Here is a 19498-nt window from a genome sequence, read left to right as displayed (position 1 = left end):
ATGAAGTTGTCGGCAGAGCAAATAGAAAAATTATATCAATTCACAAGAAAACATTTTGTTGAATTTTACGATGTGCAAACAGAGTTAGTCGATCACTTGGCGAACGATATTGAAGAGCAATGGCAAACGAATCCTGAGCACACTTTTGAAGCCGCTTTAGATGTTGCCTTCAAAAAGTTCGGTGTTTTTGGTTTTCAAGATGTACTAGAAGCTAAGGCAAAAGCATTAAACAAATACTATTGGCGTGCCGTTTGGGATATTTATAAGTGCTTTTTTACACTTCCAAAATTAATGTTCACATTAGCTATGTGTTGCTTGTCATTTTTAATTTTAAAATACACGCCACATTTTGGTTATACCATTTCGGGACTTCTCGTTACATTTTTTATACTATATACTGTAAAGGTGGTGCGGCTAAATAAAAGTATTAAACGGGAACAAAAACATACTGGACGTAAATGGATGTACCAAGAACTGATAGGGAATCTTGGTGGTTTCATTGGTGTGGCTGGTGCGTTTGTTCAGTTTATTCCAAGGCTTTCAAAAAATCAGGGAGTTTATCAGGACTATCAAATAATGTTAATCAGTTTTGGGGTAGTTGCCTTCGCGCTTCTTAGCTACGTAATCTTATTTATAGTACCCAAAAAAATTACAACCTACTTAAAAGAAGAATATAAAGCATATTATGTGTAACATTTAATATCTTAGATCTACCTATATAAAAACCTAACCCAACCACATTTAATTATGATTAAACACTTTTTAAACCTGGAATGGAAACAATTTACCAGGTCTGCAAGTTTTGGAAAAAGCTTAGGACTAAAAATATTAATGGGATTTTTTGCATTATATTTTATACTTGTATTCTTAGCATTAGGTATAGGGATGTATCCTTTACTTGAAAAGATGTTTCCAGAACAAGATCCCTTTGTAAAGTTTAATAGTTATATTTTTTATTGGGTATTATGTGATTTATTAATGAGGTTTTTCTTTCAAAAATTACCTGTATTGAGTGTTAAGCCATTACTTACGTTGCCAATAAAACGTAAACAAGTCGTTAATTTTGTTTTGAGAAAATCTGCATGGTCCTTCTTTAATTTTTTACCACTATTTGCAATCATACCTTTTGGGATTACACTTATAACCAAAGAGTATAATGTGACTTTAATTTTGGTTTGGATGCTTACTATGGTAATTATTACGCTAATTAATAATTATTTAAATTTTATAGTTGAAAGTCTATCGTCTAAAACAGAATTATCGTTCTTACCTATAATGCTTATTTCTGGTGGATTATATGCTTTAAATTATTTTGAAATTCTAAATATTTCAGAACTATTAGCCAACGGAATTCTTGCAATTACAAATACTCCGCTATTAATAATTGTGCCTATTTTAATTTTAGTTGCTTTGTATGTTTATAATTTTAAAATACTTCGTGATAAATTATTTTTAGATAGTTCATTACAAACAAAAACACAAGAAGTAAATGCGTCTAACTTAGAGTGGACTAATAAGTTTGGAGATATTGCACCATTTATGCAGTTAGATTTAAAATTACTTTGGCGTAATAAAAGACCAAAATCTTCGGTATGGATGTTGGTTATGGGATTGTTTTATGGATTACTGTTTTATCCCAACCCAACATATCAAGACAAGCCATATTTCTTTGCGTTTGTAGGGATTTTTTCAACCGGTATTTTTCTTATCAACTTCGGACAATTTATTCCTGCTTGGGATAGCGGGTATTATAAGTTGCTCATGAGTCAGAATTTAAGATATAAGCAATATTTAAAATCTAAATATACGTTAATGACGCTTAGTGTAATCATTCTATTTGTATTGTGTATCCCTTATGTATATTTCGGGTGGAAGGTTCTACTTGCGCAATTAGCTGCGGCTGTTTATAATGTAGGTGTAAATACGTATGTTATTTTATTTGGAGGTTCGTATAATCGAAAAAAAATAGATCTTAATGAAAGAGCTGCTTTTAATTTTCAAGGTACCGGAGCTGTGCAGTGGCTTATTGGTTTACCGTTAATTATTTTACCCATGGTGATTTTTGCCATTTTTAATCATCTTTTCAGTTTCGAAATTGGCTGTTTTGTCTTAATTCTTTTAGGCATTATAGGAATCATTTTTCATGAAAAATTTATGAAATTCATAACTCAAAAATATATAGACTCTAAACATAAAATGATCGCTGCTTTCGATCAAAATAACTAAAAATTTACGGTATGATAACGACAACAAATCTTTCAAAAAAATACAACGGAACACAAGTTTTAAATATCGAACATTTAGAGATTCCAAAAGGACAAAGTTTAGGGTTGGTAGGTAATAATGGAGCTGGTAAAACAACTTATTTTAGTTTGTTATTAGATTTAATTCAGCCAACTACAGGACATATCACAAGTAATGATATTCAAGTTAATTTAAGCGAAGATTGGAAACCATTTACCTCGTCTTTTATAGATGAGAGTTTTTTAATAGGTTATTTAACAGCGGAAGAATATTTTTATTTTATCGGGGAACTTCGCGGTCAGAATAAAGCAGATGTGGATGCGCTTGTTGCCCAGTTTGAAGATTTTTTTCACGGCGAAATATTGGGTCAAAAAAAATATTTAAGAGATTTAAGTAAAGGAAATCAGAAAAAGGCAGGCATTGTAGCGGCATTAATTGGTAATCCTGAAGTAGTTATTTTAGACGAGCCGTTTGCTAACTTAGATCCAACCACACAAATAAGGTTAAAAAAATTAATTAAAGATTTAGGCGAAAAACAAGGCGTTACGGTGTTAGTATCTAGTCACGATTTAATGCATGTAACCGATGTTTGCGAGCGCATAGTGGTGTTAGAAAAAGGCGAAATAATAAAAGATATAGTTACAAGTGGTGAAACACTTAAGGAATTAGAATCGTATTTTGCAGGAACATTAGAGGTTTAAATGTCAAATCATTTTTATAGGTTAATCAAAAAAGATGCTTATTTTTACCACTTTGCATAATAATAGCAAGAGTTTAAAGTTATTTAGTTGATTAAATACTCCAACGTTGAAAACATCTTTTAAGGTTATTTTTATAGCATGTATTTCTGCATTTCTATTAGTAAACTGTTCACGTAAAAAGGATAAGTTTATTAGTAGGAATTTTCATGCAATGGCTACAGAGTACAATGTCCTTTATAATGGAAATATAGCTTTAGAAGAAGGTCGAGATCGCCTTAATGAAGAGTATGAAGACGATTATTGGAATGTGCTACCTGTAGAGCGTATTGCTTTTTCTGAAGACATCTTATTACCTGGTCAATCTAAAAACGAAAGTTTTTCTAGAGCCGAAGAAAAAGCCGTTAAGGCCATACAAAAGCACTCCATGAATATTAAAGGGAAAGAGAAAAACCCTAAAATGGATGAAGCTTATCTATTACTTGGTAAGGCGAGATATTTCGATCAGCGTTTTGTTCCAGCATTAGAAGCTTTTAATTATATACTTTATAAATATCCGCTTAGTGATAAAATTAATGTTGCTCGTGTTTGGAGAGAAAAAACAAATATGCGTTTAGATAACGACGAGTTGGCAATAAAGAATTTAAAACGTCTATTAAAACTAGAACATCTTAAAGGTCAGGAGTTGGCAGATGCTACGTCTACTATGGCACAGGCATACTTAAATATTAAAGTTACAGATACAGCTATAGCGTATTTAGAAATTGCAGCCCAATCTACTACAAAACACGAAGAACGTGGGCGTTATTTATTTATAAAAGGACAGTTGTATAATATTTTAGGATATAAAGATAGTGCTAATGTTACTTTTGATCGTGTTATTGATATGCACCGTAAAATTCCAAGAGACTATTATATTGGAGCATATGTGGAAAAAGCTAAAAATTTTGATTACGTAAATGGCGATAAATTAGTGTTTTCAGAAACTTTGGCTATGTTAGAGGAAGATCGTGAAAACCGCCCGTATTTAGGTCGAATTTATCATCAAGTTGGCGAATATTATTTAGCTACGGGTAGTGATTCTTTAGGGATTGCTTACTATAATAAATCACTTAGAACACAGCGAAGTGATAGAGAGTTAAATGCAAGAAACTATAAAATTTTAGGCGATCTAAGTTTCGATAATGCAGAATATAAAACTGCAGGAGCTTATTTTGATAGTACCTTAACAAATCTTACCCTTAATTCAAAAAGATACAGAACGGTAAAGCGCGAACGAGATAATTTGGTTGATGTTATTTATTATGAAGATATTTCTAACGTTAATGATAGTATTATGTATCTGGTTAATTTATCGGAGACGGAACGTTTAGCTCATTTTGAAGAATATACAACACATTTAAAAGAACAGGCAGAAATTGAGCGTGAGCGTTTAGAAGCCGAAACACGTGCTCAAGAGATGTTAAATTCTAATAGCGGATTTAATGTGAACACTAAAAATTCTGCATTTCAAGATCGAGATGCTGTAGCTCAAATAGCAAATACTTTTTATTTTTATAATACCACTACTGCAGCTTACGGTAAGAACGAATTTGTAAAAGTTTGGGGAAACCGTAAAAATGAAGATAATTGGCGTTGGTCTAATATGAATTTTTCCGGACCTTCTGCATTGGTTGTAGCCTCAGAGAGAAACGGTTTAGATTTAACAGCAGATGTTTATCAGCCAGAATATTACATTAACCAAATTCCTTCAGACCAAAAAGTAATAGACAGTATCGTAAAAGAACGCAATTTTGCATATTATCAATTGGGCGTTATTTATAAAGAAAAATTTAGTGATTATGAACTTTCTAAAACCAAACTTAAAACACTTTTAGAAAGTAATCCGGAAAACCGATTGGTGGTACCTGCAAAATATAATTTATATAAAGATTACGAATTATTGGGGCAAACTGGTGAAGCAGAAATCTTAAAACGTGATATTATTAATAACCATCCAGATTCTCGTTATGCAGAAGTCTTAAGTCATCCTAATCAGGCGGCTGCTCAAGATTTAAATAGTCCAGAAAAGATTTACGAAAAAACACATACACTTTTAGAAGCTCAGAAATATTCTGAAGTTATAGTGCTTTGCGAAGACAATATACACAATTTTGAAGGCGATGATATTGTGGCAAAATTTCATTTACTAAAAGCAACTGCAATAGGTAGATTATATGGGTATGAGGCTTATAGTAAAGCGTTAAACGATGTTGCGCTTACATATGCTAATCTTCCTGAAGGCCAGCGTGCAGAAGAATTAAGGCGTAATGTATTGCCTAAATTAAAATTCACGGGTTTTTTAAATAATGAAGATGGCAGACGCTTTAATGTTATTTTTCAGTTCGATAATGCTTCAACAGAAGATATAGATGCTTTTGCTGAAAGATTAGATCAACAGCTCGAAAAAGTAAGATATTACGATTTAACCTCGTCTAAAGATGTGTATTCGCCTACAACAACCTTTGTTATTGTGCATGGTTTTAGTAATTTGGTCGTCGCAGAAGGTTTTAGGGACTTATTCAAGAAAAGCGATAAGAATAAGATTACAAGACCTTATGTTGTTATTTCGTCTGAAAATTATCAAATCATTCAGATTCATAAAAATTTAGATACGTATTTTAGTGAAATCAAATAAATATTAACGCCCCAAAATTAATTAGTATGTTTAAGGATAGCAAAAAAGAAAAACAGCAAAGTGTAGAATCTTCAGGAAATCAAAATATTATTGCACAAGGTACCAAAATTGTAGGTGACTTAAGTAGTGAAGGAGGGTTTAGAATTGATGGAGAAATAGAAGGCAATTTAAAAACTCCAGGTAAAGTTGTTGTAGGGAAAACAGGATTTATTAATGGTACTTTAGAAGGAACAGATGCTTATTTTGAAGGACGCTTTACAGGTAAATTACAATTATCAGGAACATTAACATTAAAATCTACTGCAAATATTCAAGGAGATGTAGTTGTTGCTAAACTAGCTGTAGATCCAGGAGCTAATTTTGATGTAACTTGTATTATGAAAAGTGGTGTAAAGGCTATGAAAAATGACAGGTCAAAAGAAAAAACAGCTTAATAAATATGCTAAGTTTACTTCTATAGCATTACAAATGGGATTAACTATTTATTTAGGGAGTATCTTAGGTGAATGGTTAGATCAGAAATTTGAAAACGAAAATCAATTGTATTTCAAAATAGTAACACTGGTCGCTGTTTTTGTTGCGATGTATGCTGTAATAAGGCAAGTATTAAATATTACTAATAGCAAAAAAAATGATTAAAAGAATACTCGTCTTTTTATTATCTATTATACTACTTTTTGTAATTGCTTTTACCATTCATAATTATTTTATGACAGAAGTCATGTCGTATAAGTTATGGCATGTGTATCTTTATCATTTTATAGCAACACTCATTGTATACATAAGTATGGAAGCTGTACTAATTACGCTCCCTGAGCAGGTAGGGTATACTTATTTAGCACTTATGCTTATTAAATTAGGCGTTTTTGTATTACTATTTAAGGATACTGTATTTAAAAGTGAGCAGTTAGCGCAAGCGGAGCGGTATGCACTAGTGGTGCCTTTGCTTTTGTTTTTAACTTTGGAAGCAATAGCTGTTGCAAAACTGTTAAACAGCAAATAGTTAATGTGTTTTTATGAAAAATTATAAAATCGGTATAATAATCTAAACATATGCAAAAAAAGGGTTTGGGTTTTTAAATTATTGTTTACATTTGCACAAAATTTTAGAGAGCGTAATTCATTAGTTATAAAAATATGATGGTAGCAAAAAAATCTATCAAGTTTATTGTAGTTTTAGTTTTATTGATGACTACTGTTTCGACCTTCGCTAAAGAGGGAAAACAAGAGGGTCAACATCATGAAAAAGGAAATAAGGTAGATACTCCTGAAAAAATTAAAGAATATATTGCACATCACTTAAAAGATTCTCACGATTTTCATTTCTTTTCTTATACAAATGATGCTGGTGAACGTAAGGACATTAGTATGCCGTTACCAGTTATTCTTTGGACTAGCGAAGGATTAGTAACTTTTATGTCTTCAGAATTTCATCATGATGATAGCGGTCAAGTTATTGTAGAAAAAAAAGGTGTTAAATTAACTAAAATTCATAGTAAAATATACGAGTTAGAAGCAGGAGCAGATGCTGTTGTTTTTGATGATCATCACCATGCAGAAAATGCTCATAAAGTATTAGACTTATCTATTACTAAAAGTGTGTTTGGGATGTTAATTGCGGGTGTTTTAATGTTGTTAGGATTTGGTGCTTTAGCAAAAGGGTATAAAAAAGGTCCTATTCCAACCGGATTTGGAAGAGTGTTAGAGCCATTAGTTCTTTACGTTCGGGACGAAATTGCTAGACCAAATATTGGAGAGAAAAAATACTTGAAATTTATGCCGTTTTTACTAACTATATTTTTCTTTATTTGGATTTTAAATTTATTAGGATTAACCCCGCTTGGGTTTAATGTAACTGGTCAAATCGCGGTTACTGCTTGTTTGGCTATTTTTACTGTAATTATATATTTATTTAGTGGTAGTAAAGACTTTTGGAGTCACACATTATGGATGCCGGGAGTACCTTATATATTAAGACCAATTTTAGCGGTAATTGAATTAATAGGGTATTTAATTATTAAACCATTTTCTTTATTAGTGCGTTTATTTGCAAACATGACAGCAGGTCACTTTGTAGTCATGAGCTTGATTGCCTTGGTAATCACAATGAAAGAAGCATTTGGTCCTGTAGCATCAACAGGAGTGTCTTTAATATTGGCCTTATTTATAACTGTTATCGAGTTATTAGTAGCCTTTTTACAAGCATTTATTTTCACGATGTTATCATCGTTATTTATAGGAATGGCAGTTGAAGAACATGACCATCATTAATAAGAATTTGTTTAATTAATATTTTAAAATCAATTAGTATGTACAATTTAATTGGAGCAGGATTAATCGTAATCGGTGCTGGATTAGGTCTTGGAAAAATTGGTGGTAGCGCAATGGAAGCTATTGCTCGTCAACCAGAAGCAGCTGGAAAAATCCAAACTGCCATGATTATTATTGGAGCGTTATTAGAAGGTTTAGCATTCGGTGCTTTAATCTTAGGTAAATAATTCTTTCAATACAGAAACACTAACATATTCTGCAACGGTTGGTTGTAGAATATGTTTTTAAAATTAAACAAAACAAAAACAAAACTTTTTATCTAGTTACAAATGGATCAGTTATTAAACGATTTTTCACCAGGATTGTTCATTATGCAAGCCGTTATTCTTATAATCTTAATTGTATTATTAGGGAAATTTGCTTGGAAACCTATATTAGAGTCTTTACAAACTCGTGAGGATGGAATCTCAGATGCAATAGAGGCAGCAGAGAAAGCAAAATTAGAATTACAAAATCTTCAAGCAGATAATGAAAAATTATTGAATGAAGCAAGAGTTGAACGTGATACGATGCTTAAAGAAGCACGTGATATGAAAGAGAAAATGGTTCTGGATGCTAAAGAAGAAGCTCAGCATCAAGCAAATAATATGATCGAGGCTGCTAAACAAGCAATTGAAGGAGAAAAGAAAGCCGCTATGGTCGAGATTAAAAATCATGTTGCAGAACTATCTTTAGAAATAGCCGAAAAAGTTGTACGCGGAGAATTATCTAATAAAGACAAGCAATTAGAATTGGTAGATTCTTTACTTGGTAAAGACACTTTAAACTAATTAAGCATGGCAGGATCAAGAGCAGCAATACGCTACGCAAAAGCAGTTATAGCATTAGCACAGGAAAGTAATTCAGCAGAAGTTGTAAATAAAGATATGACTTTAATTGCTAAAACTATTGCAAATAGTAAAGACTTAAGCGATATGTTAGAGAGTCCTGTATTAAAATCTTCAGTAAAAAAAGCTGTGTTGTTAGAAGTCTTTAATTATATCACACCAGCAACAGTTAACTTATTTGATGTTCTTATTGAAAATAAAAGAATATCAATTTTAGAAGATGTAGCAAATACTTACACTATATTGTTTGAACAATTATCTGGTACAGATATTGCAACTGTAACAACTGTAGTACCTTTAACTAGTGATCTAGAAGCAAAAGTGCTAGTAAAACTTAAAGAGTTAACTGGGAAAACTGTTGAAATTAAAAATGTAATAGACGAAAACATCATAGGTGGTTTCGTATTACGCGTTGGCGATTTACAATATGATGCAAGTGTAGCTAACAAACTAAATAAAATAAAACAAGAATTTTCATTAAATTAATTTTATAAATTTTTTAATCGGAAATTATTTCGATTAGAGCTTATATCTAGATAAAATGGCAGAAGTAAAACCAGCTGAAGTAACAGCAATCTTAAAGCAACAACTACAAGGTTTTGAAGCGGGAGCAACTTTAAATGAAGTGGGAACGGTATTAACTGTAGGAGATGGTATTGCACGTGTTTACGGATTGGCTAATGCACAATATGGTGAATTAGTAGATTTTGGAAACGGTCTTGAAGGGATTGTATTAAACCTTGAAGAAGATAACGTAGGTGTAGTATTATTAGGACCTTCACAATTTGTAAAAGAAGGAACAACTGTAAAACGTACAGAACGTATCGCATCTATTAATGTAGGTGAAGGTATTGTTGGTCGTGTAGTAGATACTTTAGGAAATCCAATAGATGGTAAAGGACCTATAACTGGTGATACTTACCAAATGCCACTAGAGCGTAAAGCACCGGGTGTAATTTTTAGAGAACCCGTAACCGAGCCATTACAAACAGGTATTAAAGCTATTGATGCTATGATTCCGGTTGGTAGAGGTCAGCGAGAATTGGTTATTGGAGACAGACAAACTGGTAAAACAGCTGTTTGTATTGATACCATTTTAAATCAAAAAGAATTTTACGATGCAGGCGAGCCTGTATATTGTATATATGTTGCCGTTGGTCAAAAAGCATCAACAGTAGCTTTAATTGCTAAAACGTTAGAAGAAAAAGGTGCTTTAGCCTATACTACTATTGTTGCAGCAAATGCATCAGATCCAGCACCAATGCAAGTATATGCGCCATTTTCAGGTGCTGCAATTGGAGAGTATTTTAGAGATACTGGTAGACCAGCTTTAATTGTTTTTGATGATTTATCGAAACAAGCCGTAGCTTACCGTGAGGTGTCTTTATTATTACGTCGTCCACCAGGACGTGAGGCATATCCTGGAGATGTCTTTTACTTACACTCTCGTTTATTAGAGCGTGCTGCAAAAGTTATTAATAATGACGAGATTGCTAAAGATATGAATGATCTTCCAGATTCATTAAAGCCAATCGTAAAAGGTGGTGGTTCTTTAACCGCTTTACCAATTATTGAAACACAAGCAGGAGACGTATCTGCATATATTCCAACAAATGTAATTTCTATTACAGATGGACAAATCTTCTTAGATGGAGATTTATTTAACTCTGGTGTACGTCCAGCAATTAACGTAGGTATTTCTGTATCGCGTGTTGGTGGTAATGCACAGATTAAATCAATGAAAAAAGTATCTGGTACATTAAAATTAGATCAAGCGCAATTCCGTGAATTAGAAGCATTCGCGAAGTTCGGATCAGATTTAGATGCCGTAACTTTAAACGTAATTGAAAAAGGTAAGCGTAACGTAGAGATTTTAAAACAAGCTCAAAATGATCCGTTTAAAGTAGAAGATCAAATTGCAATTATTTATGCAGGTTCTAAAAACTTATTAAAAGATGTTCCTGTAGATAAAGTTAAAGCATTTGAAAGTGATTTCCTTGAATTCTTAAGAGCTAAACATGCAGGTGTTTTAAGCACACTTAAAGCAGGAAAATTAACAGATGAAGTTACAGATACATTAGCTGCAGTTGCTAAAGAAGTAGCAGTTAAATTTAAAGCATAATTAGATTTTAGTTTTGAGTAGTGAGGTTTATCATTTTAAATCTCACTACTGAATACGCAATACTTAGTTCTAGTATAAAACATGGCAAATTTAAAAGAAATACGTAACAGAATAGCTTCGGTATCTTCAACGATGCAGATTACTAGTGCCATGAAAATGGTATCTGCTGCAAAGTTAAAGAAAGCGCAAGATGCTATTACTGCTATGCGTCCTTATTCAGACAAACTTACAGAGCTTTTACAAACATTAAGTGCAACGATAGATTCTGATATTTCTAATAAATATTCAGAACAAAGAGAAGTTAACAAGGTACTTATTATACCTGTTACGTCTAATAGAGGGTTGTGTGGTGCGTTTAACTCTAATATTATTAAAGAGGTAAACAATTTAGTTCAAACCAAGTATGCTGGTAAAGATGTGTCTTATTTTGTTATTGGAAAAAAAGCCAATGATGCATTTAAAAAGACCAATAAGATTGTAGCCAATAGAAGTGATGTTTTTGATGATTTGTCGTTTGAAAACGTAGCCGAAATTGCTGAGTCTTTAATGCAAAAATTTGTTGCCGGTGAGTTTGATAAAATTGATATCGTATACAATCAATTTAAAAATGCTGCAACTCAAATTGTAACTACAGAACAATTCTTACCTATTTCTCCTATCGAAGTAGAAAAAGATGTGAATACAGATTATATTTTTGAGCCATCAAAATTAGAAATTATAGAACAATTAATTCCTAAATCTCTGAAAAATCAGTTGTTTAAAGGCTTAAGAGATTCTTTTGCTAGTGAACACGGTGCACGTATGACTGCAATGCATAAAGCAACAGATAATGCAACCGAATTAAGAGATCAATTAAAATTAACATATAATAAAGCCCGTCAAGCAGCGATTACTAACGAAATATTAGAAATTGTTGGTGGTGCAGAAGCACTTAATAATTAATACCATATTAAAAATACGTGCTTGTAAATTTTAGATAGTAATCTAAACATTAATGTCATTATACTTATAAAAGCCTTGCAATATGCGAGGCTTTTTTTATACTTTAACTTTACTATCTTTATTGAATACAAAACGTCTGGTATGAAATTTTTTAAAGTCCTTTTTTTATGTAATCTTGTATTATGTTCTATTACAAATTGTGCATCTCAAAAACTTGAAAAGAAAGTGCCAGTTAGTATTAAAGAAGTGTATAAAACACATTGGAATTCTGGTGTAAAAGGAGGAGGTTCTGGAGTTAATATTTTTATAGTTTTAGAAGATCAATTACCAGACCAAATCACTTTAGATAGTCTCTATTTTAATACGTTTCAGTTACCTTTAAAACAAGATAACCGAAATGAATTATTATTTGTTGGTCGTCAAGTAAATGCCACTAATAAAAAATACATCCACCCAACAAGCTCTAAAATAACAGTTGATGCTGTAACTGAAACTATAACACAAAAAACTAAATTTGAGCTCGACGAGAATGAGTGTATCATTCAATATACAGAGTCCGGAACAGTTAAGTATTTTAAATATGTAGATTTATATACTAAATCAACGCCACCAATACCTAACACTAGACCAAAACCATAATAAGTCGTAGCTTTTCTTTTTTAGTTCTTCTGATTTCAATACTTTTAGCCACCTAGAATTCTATATATATTGAGCACTTTACAACGCCTTTTTAAACAGACATTTATTTACGGTTTAGCAACAGTCTTGCCACGTATGCTTAATTTCTTTTTGGTGCCTTTATACACGTCTCCTGGAGTTTTAAATTCGGTTGCCGAATATGGCACAGTCTCGGTGATCTTCTCTTGGTTTGTTATGTTTAATGTCGTGCTTGCTTACGGCATGGAAACCGCTTTTTTTAGATTTTTCAATAAAGAGAAAAATCAAGATATTGTTGTAGGTACATCTACCATTTCTTTAATTATCTCGTCTTTAGGTTTCTTTATTTTAGCATTAGTATTTCAAAATCAAATTGCTTACATCACAGAAATTAAAGTCGAATATATTAAACTCGTCATCTGGATTTTATTGCTTGATGCGTTGGTTATTATTCCTTTCGCATGGTTACGTGCTAATGAAAAATCCATGACCTATGCCATTATAAAAATTATTAATGTTGCTATTAATCTTGGTTTAAACTTATTTTTCCTATTAGCTTTAAGCGATTTGTCGGAACAGTTTGAGTTCTTAAATAGTATATATCGTGAAAATTATCAAATCAATTATATATTTATTGCCAACTTAATAGCTAGTGCAGTAACTTTATTATTGTTGTTAAGTTTTTATCTTAAGGTGAAATATCATTTTAATACCGACTTATGGAAACGGATGATGCGTTATGCGTTTCCTGTATTAATAGCCGGTTTAGCTTTTTCTGTAAATGAAACTTTCGACCGTATTTTATTAAGTAAATTATTGCCTGAAGGTATTGCAGATACTCAAGTGGGAATGTATTCTGCTTGCTACAAACTCGCTTTATTCATGACGTTGTTTGCTACAGCATATCGCTTAGGTATAGAACCCTTCTTTTTTAGTCATGCAAATACTAAGAATCCTCAGAAAAACTATGCAAAGATATTAGAGTTCTTTGTTACTATTGGCTCTTTAATTTTGTTGGGAGTTATTGTTTTTGCAGACCTTTTAAAACTTATTGTAATTAGAAGTGAAGCCTATTGGGATGCCATGTCTGTGGTGCCCATTATATTATTAGCATATTTATTTTTGGGCATGTATCATAACCTTTCTGTATGGTATAAAATCACAGATCGCACTAAATTTGGTGCTTATATTTCAATTTTCGGTGCTTTAGTAACTTTAGTTTTAAACTTTTGGCTCATTCCAATTATCAGTTATAGAGGTTCAGCCATTGCAACCTTAGCAGCTTATGCAAGTATGGTAGGTTTATCGTACTACTTCGGAAAGAAATATTATCCAATTCCGTATAATATTAAAAAAATTAGTGCTTATATATTAACATCCGTAATCTTTTCAATACTTTCATTCTATTTCTTTAGAGAAAACTATGGGGTTGGAATTGCATTACTTATTGTATTTGTTTTGATTATTTATAAGTTTGAAAAACAAGACATACAAAATTTATTAAACAGATAATATGATTGTAAAAATTATTAATAAATCAAATCATGCTTTACCGCATTATGAAACTGTAGCATCTGCAGGAATGGATTTGCGTGCGGTTACCACAGAAGCCATTACTTTAAAACCTTTAGAACGAACCATTGTAAAAACAGGATTATTTATAGAATTACCTGTTGGTTTTGAAGCTCAAGTACGCCCACGCAGTGGTTTGGCTGCTAAACATGGTATCACAGTATTAAACGCTCCTGGAACTATAGATGCCGATTATAGAGGAGAAATAGGGGTGATTTTGGTTAACTTATCTAACGAGAACTTTACCATAGAAAATGGCGAACGTATCGCTCAATTAGTGTTTGCAAAACATGAACAAGCTCAATTTGAAGAAGTAGACACACTTTCTGAAACTGCCAGAGGTGCAGGCGGATTTGGGAGTACAGGGAAAGTATAAACTAGCCCCGTAATTATTATAAAAACATAACAAATATTAACTAAAATATACCTGGTTAGACAGGATAAATTATGAAAATTATTGTACCAATGGCTGGTCGTGGCTCACGATTACGCCCACACACTCTAACTGTGCCAAAACCATTAATTCCAGTTGCCGGACAACCAATCGTGCACCGTTTAGTAAAAGACATCGCTAAAGTAATTGACCAACCAATAGACGAAGTCGCTTTTATCTTAGGAGATCCTGCCTTTTTTGGAGACGATGTTGTAGCGAGTTTAACACAACTGGCTCATAGCTTAGGTGCAAAAGCATCAATATATCGTCAAGACAAACCTTTAGGAACAGGACATGCGATAATGAGTGCAAAGGAATCTTTATCTGGACCAGCAGTTGTGGCTTATGCAGATACTTTAATACGTGCAGATTTTAATTTAGATCCAGATGCAGATGCTGTGATTTGGGTTAAACAAGTTGAAAAACCAGAAGCTTTTGGTGTTGTAAAACTAAATTCTAACGAAGAAATAATTGAATTGGTAGAGAAACCTCAAACTTTTGTTAGTAATTTAGCTGTAATAGGAATATACTATTTTAAAGATATTGCCGTTCTTAGAGAAGAACTTCAACATGTATTAGACAATAACATTATTAATGGCGGTGAATACCAAATTAATGATGGTATTAAAGGTATGATGGCTAAAGGTAAAGTGTTTAAAACAGGACAAGTTGATGAGTGGATGGATTGCGGAAATAAGCCTGTTACTGTACAAACAAACGGTAAAATGTTAGGGTTTATTCATGCAGATGGTGAAGAACAATTAGTAGACGATAGTGTGGTTTTAAACCACTCTAAAATTATAGAACCATGTTTTGTTGGGAAAGGCGTTGTTTTAAATAATACAACTATAGGACCATATGTGTCTATTGGAGCAGGTTGTGTTTTAGAAAATTCAACCGTTAAAAATACTATAATTAGTAATCATTCCACTATTAAAAATGCTAATTTAGATGATGCAATGATAGGTAATTATGTAGAATTTGATGGAAATTTTACAACAATAAGTATAGGAGATTATTCCACTTTAAATTAAGAGATTGTTACAACATGAGCATGAGGTTTAAAACCTTTTATAAACTTAGTTTTTTAGGACTCTTTCTAGCGTCTATGCTATCTCATGCTCAAGTTGAAAATACAGACGCACCTCTAGATGATTTAGGTGAAGTAGACGATCAATTTCAAGAATTATTTTTTGAAGCCTTAAAGCAAAGCGGTATTGAAAATTATATGCGATCTGTAGATGCTTTACAAAAGTGTATTGCAATAAATCCTACCGAATCTGTCCTGTTCTTTGAGATGGGTAAAAACTATAATAAACTTAAAAATTTTGGAGAAGCAGAATCTGCTTTAAAAAAAGCGGTAAAGTTAGAACCTGATAACGAATGGTATTTAGACGAGCTTTACGATGTGTATGCGCAGCAAAACGATTACGATAAGGCGATAAAAACACTTAAACAACTGGTTAAATATCATCCAGACTATAGGGAAGATTTAGCAGCTTTATTTGTACGTACTAAAGATTACGACGAAGCTATTAAAGTTTTAGATCAGTTAGATGAAGAATATGGTGTGTCTTTAAGTCGTGATTTTTTAAGAAATCAGATTTACGATGCTACGGGTCAGAAAAAGGAACAAATAGAAAATCTTGAAGCACGTGTAGAAAATAATCCAGATCAAGAATCTAACTATTTGGCTTTAATCTATAGATATAGTGAAAGCGGAAATACAGAAAAAGCTTTTGAAACAGCTAAAAAACTTTTAGAAATTAATCCAGAATCGCAATTAGTACATTTGGCTCTATACAAATTTTATTTAGACGATAACGAACCAGAAAAAGCTATAGCTTCTATGGAAATAGCAATGAAAAGTCCGCAAATAAAAGCAGAAGCTAAAGTACTAGTTCTTGCAGACTTTGTAAGATTTGTTGGAGAGAATCCTGAGTATGAAGATGAGTTAGTAACTATATCTACCATGGTTGGTAATTCTAACGATGGTAAAACGCTTGTGGAGTTGGCACAATATTATTTAACTAAAGGCGATAAAGAAAAAGCAATTAAATATTATTCTGAAGCTCTTCAATTGGAAGGTGATAATTATGGCATTTCTAGAAATATTATAGTACTTCATATAGATTTAAAACAATACGATCTTGCGTATAAAAAAACTGCAGAAACGCTAGTAAAATATCCCTCTCAGCCAGAGTTGTATCTAATGGCTGGAGTTTCACTTAATAAAATTAATCGTTTTGAAGATGCTATAGAACAATTAAAAATGGGCTTAGACTATATTATAGACGACAAGAAAATGGAAAGTGATTTTTATTACCAAATCGCACAATCTTACTTAGGTTTAAATCAACCAAAAGAAGCAAAACGCTTTACAGATAAAGCAAATAAATTTGAAATTTCAGAGTAATGAAACACCTACTTCGTATTATAATTGCATCCCTATTAATGATCACTGTGGGATGTAAATCGGCAAAAACTTTAACCAATACAAATCCTAATTTTAAATTAAATACCAAACAATTAATAAAAGAAAACTCTAAACAAGCAGCAAGTTTTAAAACACTTTCTGCTAAAGTAAAAGCAGTGTATTCTGAAGGAGATAATTCTAAATCGGTTGCAATTAATTTAAGAATAGAAAAAGATAAAACCATTTGGTTAAACGGACCCTTTTCTGCAGCAAGATTATTAATTACACCAGATAAAGTAAGTTTTTACAATAAACTAGATAATACGTTTTTTGAAGGCGATTATAAATTGTTAAGTGATTTTTTAGGTACAGATTTAGATTTTAATAAAGTTCAGAATTTGTTGTTGGGAGAAGCGCTTTTTAATTTAAAAGAAGCAGCATATGTGTCTGAAGTATATGATGATGCATACGTGGTACAACCGGCAGAACAACGTCCTTTATTTGAATTGTTTTATATAATAAATCCAGCATATTTTAAAATTGTGTCTCAGCAATTGTCCCAACCAAAAGAATCTCGTTTATTACAAATAGACTATTTAAAATATCAAGATGTAGCATCAGAAATTATTCCGGAACACATAAAAATAAATGCTGTTGAAGCTAGTAGCGAAACTATTATAGAATTGGAATTCAAATCTGTATCTTTGGACGAAAAATTAAATTTCCCTTTTAAAATTCCTTCAGGTTTTGAAGCTATAGAACTTAAATGATTAAAACACTATTCTCATATAAATTAATTATTGTTTTTTTCTGTTTAATAAGCAGTGTCTCTGTGTTTTCACAAAGTAAAAAACAGCAGGAGTTAGAAAATCGTCGACAAGAATTGCGTAAAGAAATTGAGCAAATTAATAGCATGTTGTTCAAAAACAAATCTAAAGCAAAATCGCAATTATCTTTAATAGAAGATTTAAATCATAAAATAAATGTGCGTAGTAACTTAATTAAAGTTACAAATCAACAAGCAAATTTATTAACTCGAGAAATTGGTGTTAACCAACGCGAGATTACCCAGCTACGTGAAGATCTAGAAGTGCTTAAAAAAGACTATGCAGAGATGATTGTGCATTCTTATAAAAGCAGAAGTGAACAAAGTCGAGTAATGTTTTTATTATCGTCTACCAATTTTCAACAAGCTTATAAAAGACTACAATACATTACACAATATACCAATTATCAAAAGGAGCAAGCAGCAAATATTAAGCATAAGACAGAAGCGCTAAAAATAGCAAATACTAATTTAATTAAGCAAAAGGCAGATAAGCAGGAATTAATTAAAGAGAATAGTATTGCCCAAGCTCAATTAGAATTAGAACGTAAAGAACAACGTGCGTTAATGGCTTCTATACAAAAGGATTTAAATAGTTATGCTTCTCAAATTAGGCAAAAACAAGAAGAGGCAGACCGTATAGATCGTGAAATTGAAAAATTAATTCGGGAAGCCATTGTAAAGTCTAATAAAAAAGCAGGTAAAAGCACAGAAACAAGAGGGTTTGCTTTAACACCTGAGGCTAAAAATCTAGCAGCAAATTTTGTGTCTAATAAAGGTAAATTACCGTGGCCTGTACAAAAAGGTGTGGTTACACTGCGTTATGGAGATCAGCCACATCCTATTGTAAAAACAGCAACAATACATAGCAATGGTGTGCGTATTGCAACAAGCCCTGGTGCCGAAGTGCGTTCTGTTTTTAATGGCGAGGTTTATGCTATTATTGTTCAGAAAAAAGGTAATCCTACAGTTTTAGTACAACACGGAAATTACTTTACAGCATATAAAAACTTGTCTAAGGTTTATGTTAAGAAAGGTGATAAAGTAACAACTAACCAAGTTATTGGTCAGGTATTTACTAATAGTTCTTCAGGAGATACCACCTTAAGTTTTAGTATATTTAAAGAAAGTGCCACACAAGATCCGTCGGTATGGCTTTATAAAATGTAAGAAACTACTTCTCGTCTTTTAAAAAAATAGCTTTTAATTCTGTAGCGTCTTGAGGTTTCATTCTACCTGCAAGCACTAAACTTAATTGCTTACGACGTAAGGCAGCTTCGTAGCGTTCTTTTTCCAATTCAGTTTCAGGAATAAGTTCAGGAACAGGAATTGGTCTTCCACTTTCATTTACAGCAACAAATGTATATATGGCGTTGTTTGCTTTTGTTTTAAGACCAGATTCGCGATCTTCTGTCCATACATCTATATAGACTTCCATGGAGCTATTAAATGCTCTTGAAACTTTAGCTTCAATAATAACAACACTTCCTAATGGAATGGCATGATTAAATGCAACATGATTTACAGATGCTGTAACTACAATTCTTCTAGAATGTCTACGCGCAGCAATACTTGCTGCTCGATCCATACGCGCAAGTAACTCTCCTCCAAACATATTGTTTAAAGGATTTGTTTCGCTTGGTAAAACTAGATCTGTTAATGTAGTTTTTGTGGCTTCTGCTGTTTTTGCTTCCATATAAATTTGTTTGGGTCAAAGGTACAAAGTGAGTATTGACTTGCAAATTTAAATTTG

21 protein-coding genes are annotated in these 19498 nt (G+C 32.2%); 20 read left to right on the top strand and 1 reads right to left on the bottom strand.

Annotated elements, in window-relative coordinates; translation table 11 throughout:
• From FNB79_RS03790 to FNB79_RS03695, 20 genes are all read left to right on the top strand, one after another.
• On the top strand, positions 1 to 693 hold the full coding sequence (locus tag FNB79_RS03790) for a hypothetical protein (protein WP_143380039.1): 693 nt from the start codon (positions 1 to 3) through the stop codon (positions 691 to 693).
• Positions 694 to 747: 54 nt separating this feature from the next.
• On the top strand, positions 748 to 2226 hold the full coding sequence (locus FNB79_RS03785; RefSeq protein WP_143380038.1) for a DUF5687 family protein: 1479 nt from the start codon (positions 748 to 750) through the stop codon (positions 2224 to 2226).
• 11 nt (positions 2227 to 2237) lie between these two features.
• A complete protein-coding gene (locus FNB79_RS03780) occupies positions 2238 to 2945 on the top strand; it encodes an ABC transporter ATP-binding protein (RefSeq protein WP_143380037.1) in 708 nt (235 codons plus the stop codon).
• Between the two features lie 106 nt (positions 2946 to 3051).
• Positions 3052 to 5619 (top strand): type IX secretion system periplasmic lipoprotein PorW/SprE, encoded by a 2568-nt coding sequence (gene porW, locus FNB79_RS03775; protein WP_143380036.1) that lies wholly within the window; start codon positions 3052 to 3054, stop codon positions 5617 to 5619.
• Between the two features lie 26 nt (positions 5620 to 5645).
• Complete coding sequence (locus FNB79_RS03770; protein ID WP_143380035.1) at positions 5646 to 6053, top strand: bactofilin family protein; 408 nt, start codon at positions 5646 to 5648, stop codon at positions 6051 to 6053.
• The gene (locus FNB79_RS03765; RefSeq protein WP_143380034.1) at positions 6025 to 6258 is read left to right on the top strand and encodes an AtpZ/AtpI family protein; all 234 of its coding nucleotides are present in this window, start codon (positions 6025 to 6027) and stop codon (positions 6256 to 6258) included. Before FNB79_RS03770 ends, FNB79_RS03765 begins: the two co-directional genes overlap by 29 nt.
• Positions 6251 to 6622: a DUF6168 family protein gene (locus FNB79_RS03760; protein WP_143380033.1), complete on the top strand. Its 372-nt coding sequence runs from the start codon at positions 6251 to 6253 to the stop codon at positions 6620 to 6622. Before FNB79_RS03765 ends, FNB79_RS03760 begins: the two co-directional genes overlap by 8 nt.
• Positions 6623 to 6756: 134 nt before the next feature.
• Positions 6757 to 7890, top strand: a complete 1134-nt coding sequence (gene atpB / locus FNB79_RS03755) for a F0F1 ATP synthase subunit A (protein WP_143380032.1) — start codon at positions 6757 to 6759, stop codon at positions 7888 to 7890.
• 38 nt (positions 7891 to 7928) lie between these two features.
• Positions 7929 to 8117, top strand: coding sequence for an ATP synthase F0 subunit C (atpE, locus tag FNB79_RS03750; RefSeq protein ID WP_057782517.1), 189 nt, complete (start codon positions 7929 to 7931; stop codon positions 8115 to 8117).
• A gap of 102 nt (positions 8118 to 8219) precedes the next feature.
• Complete coding sequence (locus FNB79_RS03745) at positions 8220 to 8720, top strand: F0F1 ATP synthase subunit B (RefSeq protein WP_143380031.1); 501 nt, start codon at positions 8220 to 8222, stop codon at positions 8718 to 8720.
• 6 nt (positions 8721 to 8726) lie between these two features.
• Positions 8727 to 9263: an ATP synthase F1 subunit delta gene (gene atpH / locus FNB79_RS03740; RefSeq protein WP_143380030.1), complete on the top strand. Its 537-nt coding sequence runs from the start codon at positions 8727 to 8729 to the stop codon at positions 9261 to 9263.
• Positions 9264 to 9318: 55 nt separating this feature from the next.
• Positions 9319 to 10899 (top strand): F0F1 ATP synthase subunit alpha, encoded by a 1581-nt coding sequence (atpA, locus tag FNB79_RS03735; protein ID WP_143380029.1) that lies wholly within the window; start codon positions 9319 to 9321, stop codon positions 10897 to 10899.
• Positions 10900 to 10980: 81 nt separating this feature from the next.
• On the top strand, positions 10981 to 11841 hold the full coding sequence (gene atpG, locus FNB79_RS03730; protein ID WP_143380028.1) for an ATP synthase F1 subunit gamma: 861 nt from the start codon (positions 10981 to 10983) through the stop codon (positions 11839 to 11841).
• A gap of 141 nt (positions 11842 to 11982) precedes the next feature.
• Positions 11983 to 12480, top strand: a complete 498-nt coding sequence (locus FNB79_RS03725) for a hypothetical protein (protein WP_143380027.1) — start codon at positions 11983 to 11985, stop codon at positions 12478 to 12480.
• Positions 12481 to 12549: 69 nt separating this feature from the next.
• Positions 12550 to 14010 carry a lipopolysaccharide biosynthesis protein gene (locus tag FNB79_RS03720; protein WP_143380026.1) on the top strand — a complete coding sequence of 487 codons (1461 nt, stop codon included), beginning with the start codon at positions 12550 to 12552 and terminating at the stop codon, positions 14008 to 14010.
• 1 nt (position 14011) lies between these two features.
• Positions 14012 to 14446 (top strand): dUTP diphosphatase, encoded by a 435-nt coding sequence (gene dut / locus FNB79_RS03715; RefSeq protein ID WP_143380025.1) that lies wholly within the window; start codon positions 14012 to 14014, stop codon positions 14444 to 14446.
• A 71-nt stretch (positions 14447 to 14517) separates the two neighbouring features.
• A complete protein-coding gene (locus tag FNB79_RS03710) occupies positions 14518 to 15537 on the top strand; it encodes a sugar phosphate nucleotidyltransferase (protein ID WP_143380024.1) in 1020 nt (339 codons plus the stop codon).
• Between the two features lie 20 nt (positions 15538 to 15557).
• The gene (locus tag FNB79_RS03705; protein ID WP_143380023.1) at positions 15558 to 16919 is read left to right on the top strand and encodes a tetratricopeptide repeat protein; all 1362 of its coding nucleotides are present in this window, start codon (positions 15558 to 15560) and stop codon (positions 16917 to 16919) included.
• Positions 16919 to 17689 (top strand): DUF4292 domain-containing protein, encoded by a 771-nt coding sequence (locus FNB79_RS03700; RefSeq protein ID WP_143380022.1) that lies wholly within the window; start codon positions 16919 to 16921, stop codon positions 17687 to 17689. Before FNB79_RS03705 ends, FNB79_RS03700 begins: the two co-directional genes overlap by 1 nt.
• A gap of 62 nt (positions 17690 to 17751) precedes the next feature.
• Positions 17752 to 18915: a murein hydrolase activator EnvC family protein gene (locus FNB79_RS03695; protein ID WP_317129212.1), complete on the top strand. Its 1164-nt coding sequence runs from the start codon at positions 17752 to 17754 to the stop codon at positions 18913 to 18915.
• A gap of 4 nt (positions 18916 to 18919) precedes the next feature.
• Here the strand turns inward: FNB79_RS03695 and FNB79_RS03690 are convergent, their stop codons facing one another.
• The gene (locus tag FNB79_RS03690) at positions 18920 to 19441 is read right to left on the bottom strand and encodes an acyl-CoA thioesterase (protein WP_143380020.1); all 522 of its coding nucleotides are present in this window, start codon (positions 19439 to 19441) and stop codon (positions 18920 to 18922) included.
• Positions 19442 to 19498: the final 57 nt, after the last annotated feature.

The sequence above is a fragment of the Formosa sediminum genome, assembly GCF_007197735.1.
GTDB lineage: Bacteria > Bacteroidota > Bacteroidia > Flavobacteriales > Flavobacteriaceae > Formosa > Formosa sediminum.
Note: the sequence above shows the minus strand (reverse complement) of the source record. Positions and strands in the feature narration are given on the sequence as shown.

Bases quoted from the DNA above. Each gene is read 5' to 3' on its own strand.
- atpH (WP_143380030.1), top strand. From the start codon at position 8,727: ATGGCAGGATCAAGAGCAGCAATACGCTACGCAAAAGCAGTTATAGCA.
- FNB79_RS03745 (WP_143380031.1), top strand. From the start codon at position 8,220: ATGGATCAGTTATTAAACGATTTTTCACCAGGATTGTTCATTATGCAA.
- atpE (WP_057782517.1), top strand. From the start codon at position 7,929: ATGTACAATTTAATTGGAGCAGGATTAATCGTAATCGGTGCTGGATTA.
- FNB79_RS03770 (WP_143380035.1), top strand. From the start codon at position 5,646: ATGTTTAAGGATAGCAAAAAAGAAAAACAGCAAAGTGTAGAATCTTCA.
- atpG (WP_143380028.1), top strand. From the start codon at position 10,981: ATGGCAAATTTAAAAGAAATACGTAACAGAATAGCTTCGGTATCTTCA.
- FNB79_RS03690 (WP_143380020.1), bottom strand. From the start codon at position 19,441: ATGGAAGCAAAAACAGCAGAAGCCACAAAAACTACATTAACAGATCTA.
- FNB79_RS03760 (WP_143380033.1), top strand. From the start codon at position 6,251: ATGATTAAAAGAATACTCGTCTTTTTATTATCTATTATACTACTTTTT.
- atpB (WP_143380032.1), top strand. From the start codon at position 6,757: ATGATGGTAGCAAAAAAATCTATCAAGTTTATTGTAGTTTTAGTTTTA.
- FNB79_RS03765 (WP_143380034.1), top strand. From the start codon at position 6,025: ATGACAGGTCAAAAGAAAAAACAGCTTAATAAATATGCTAAGTTTACT.
- atpA (WP_143380029.1), top strand. From the start codon at position 9,319: ATGGCAGAAGTAAAACCAGCTGAAGTAACAGCAATCTTAAAGCAACAA.
- FNB79_RS03785 (WP_143380038.1), top strand. From the start codon at position 748: ATGATTAAACACTTTTTAAACCTGGAATGGAAACAATTTACCAGGTCT.
- FNB79_RS03705 (WP_143380023.1), top strand. From the start codon at position 15,558: ATGAGGTTTAAAACCTTTTATAAACTTAGTTTTTTAGGACTCTTTCTA.
- FNB79_RS03780 (WP_143380037.1), top strand. From the start codon at position 2,238: ATGATAACGACAACAAATCTTTCAAAAAAATACAACGGAACACAAGTT.
- FNB79_RS03710 (WP_143380024.1), top strand. From the start codon at position 14,518: ATGAAAATTATTGTACCAATGGCTGGTCGTGGCTCACGATTACGCCCA.
- FNB79_RS03725 (WP_143380027.1), top strand. From the start codon at position 11,983: ATGAAATTTTTTAAAGTCCTTTTTTTATGTAATCTTGTATTATGTTCT.
- FNB79_RS03790 (WP_143380039.1), top strand. From the start codon at position 1: ATGAAGTTGTCGGCAGAGCAAATAGAAAAATTATATCAATTCACAAGA.
- FNB79_RS03700 (WP_143380022.1), top strand. From the start codon at position 16,919: ATGAAACACCTACTTCGTATTATAATTGCATCCCTATTAATGATCACT.
- dut (WP_143380025.1), top strand. From the start codon at position 14,012: ATGATTGTAAAAATTATTAATAAATCAAATCATGCTTTACCGCATTAT.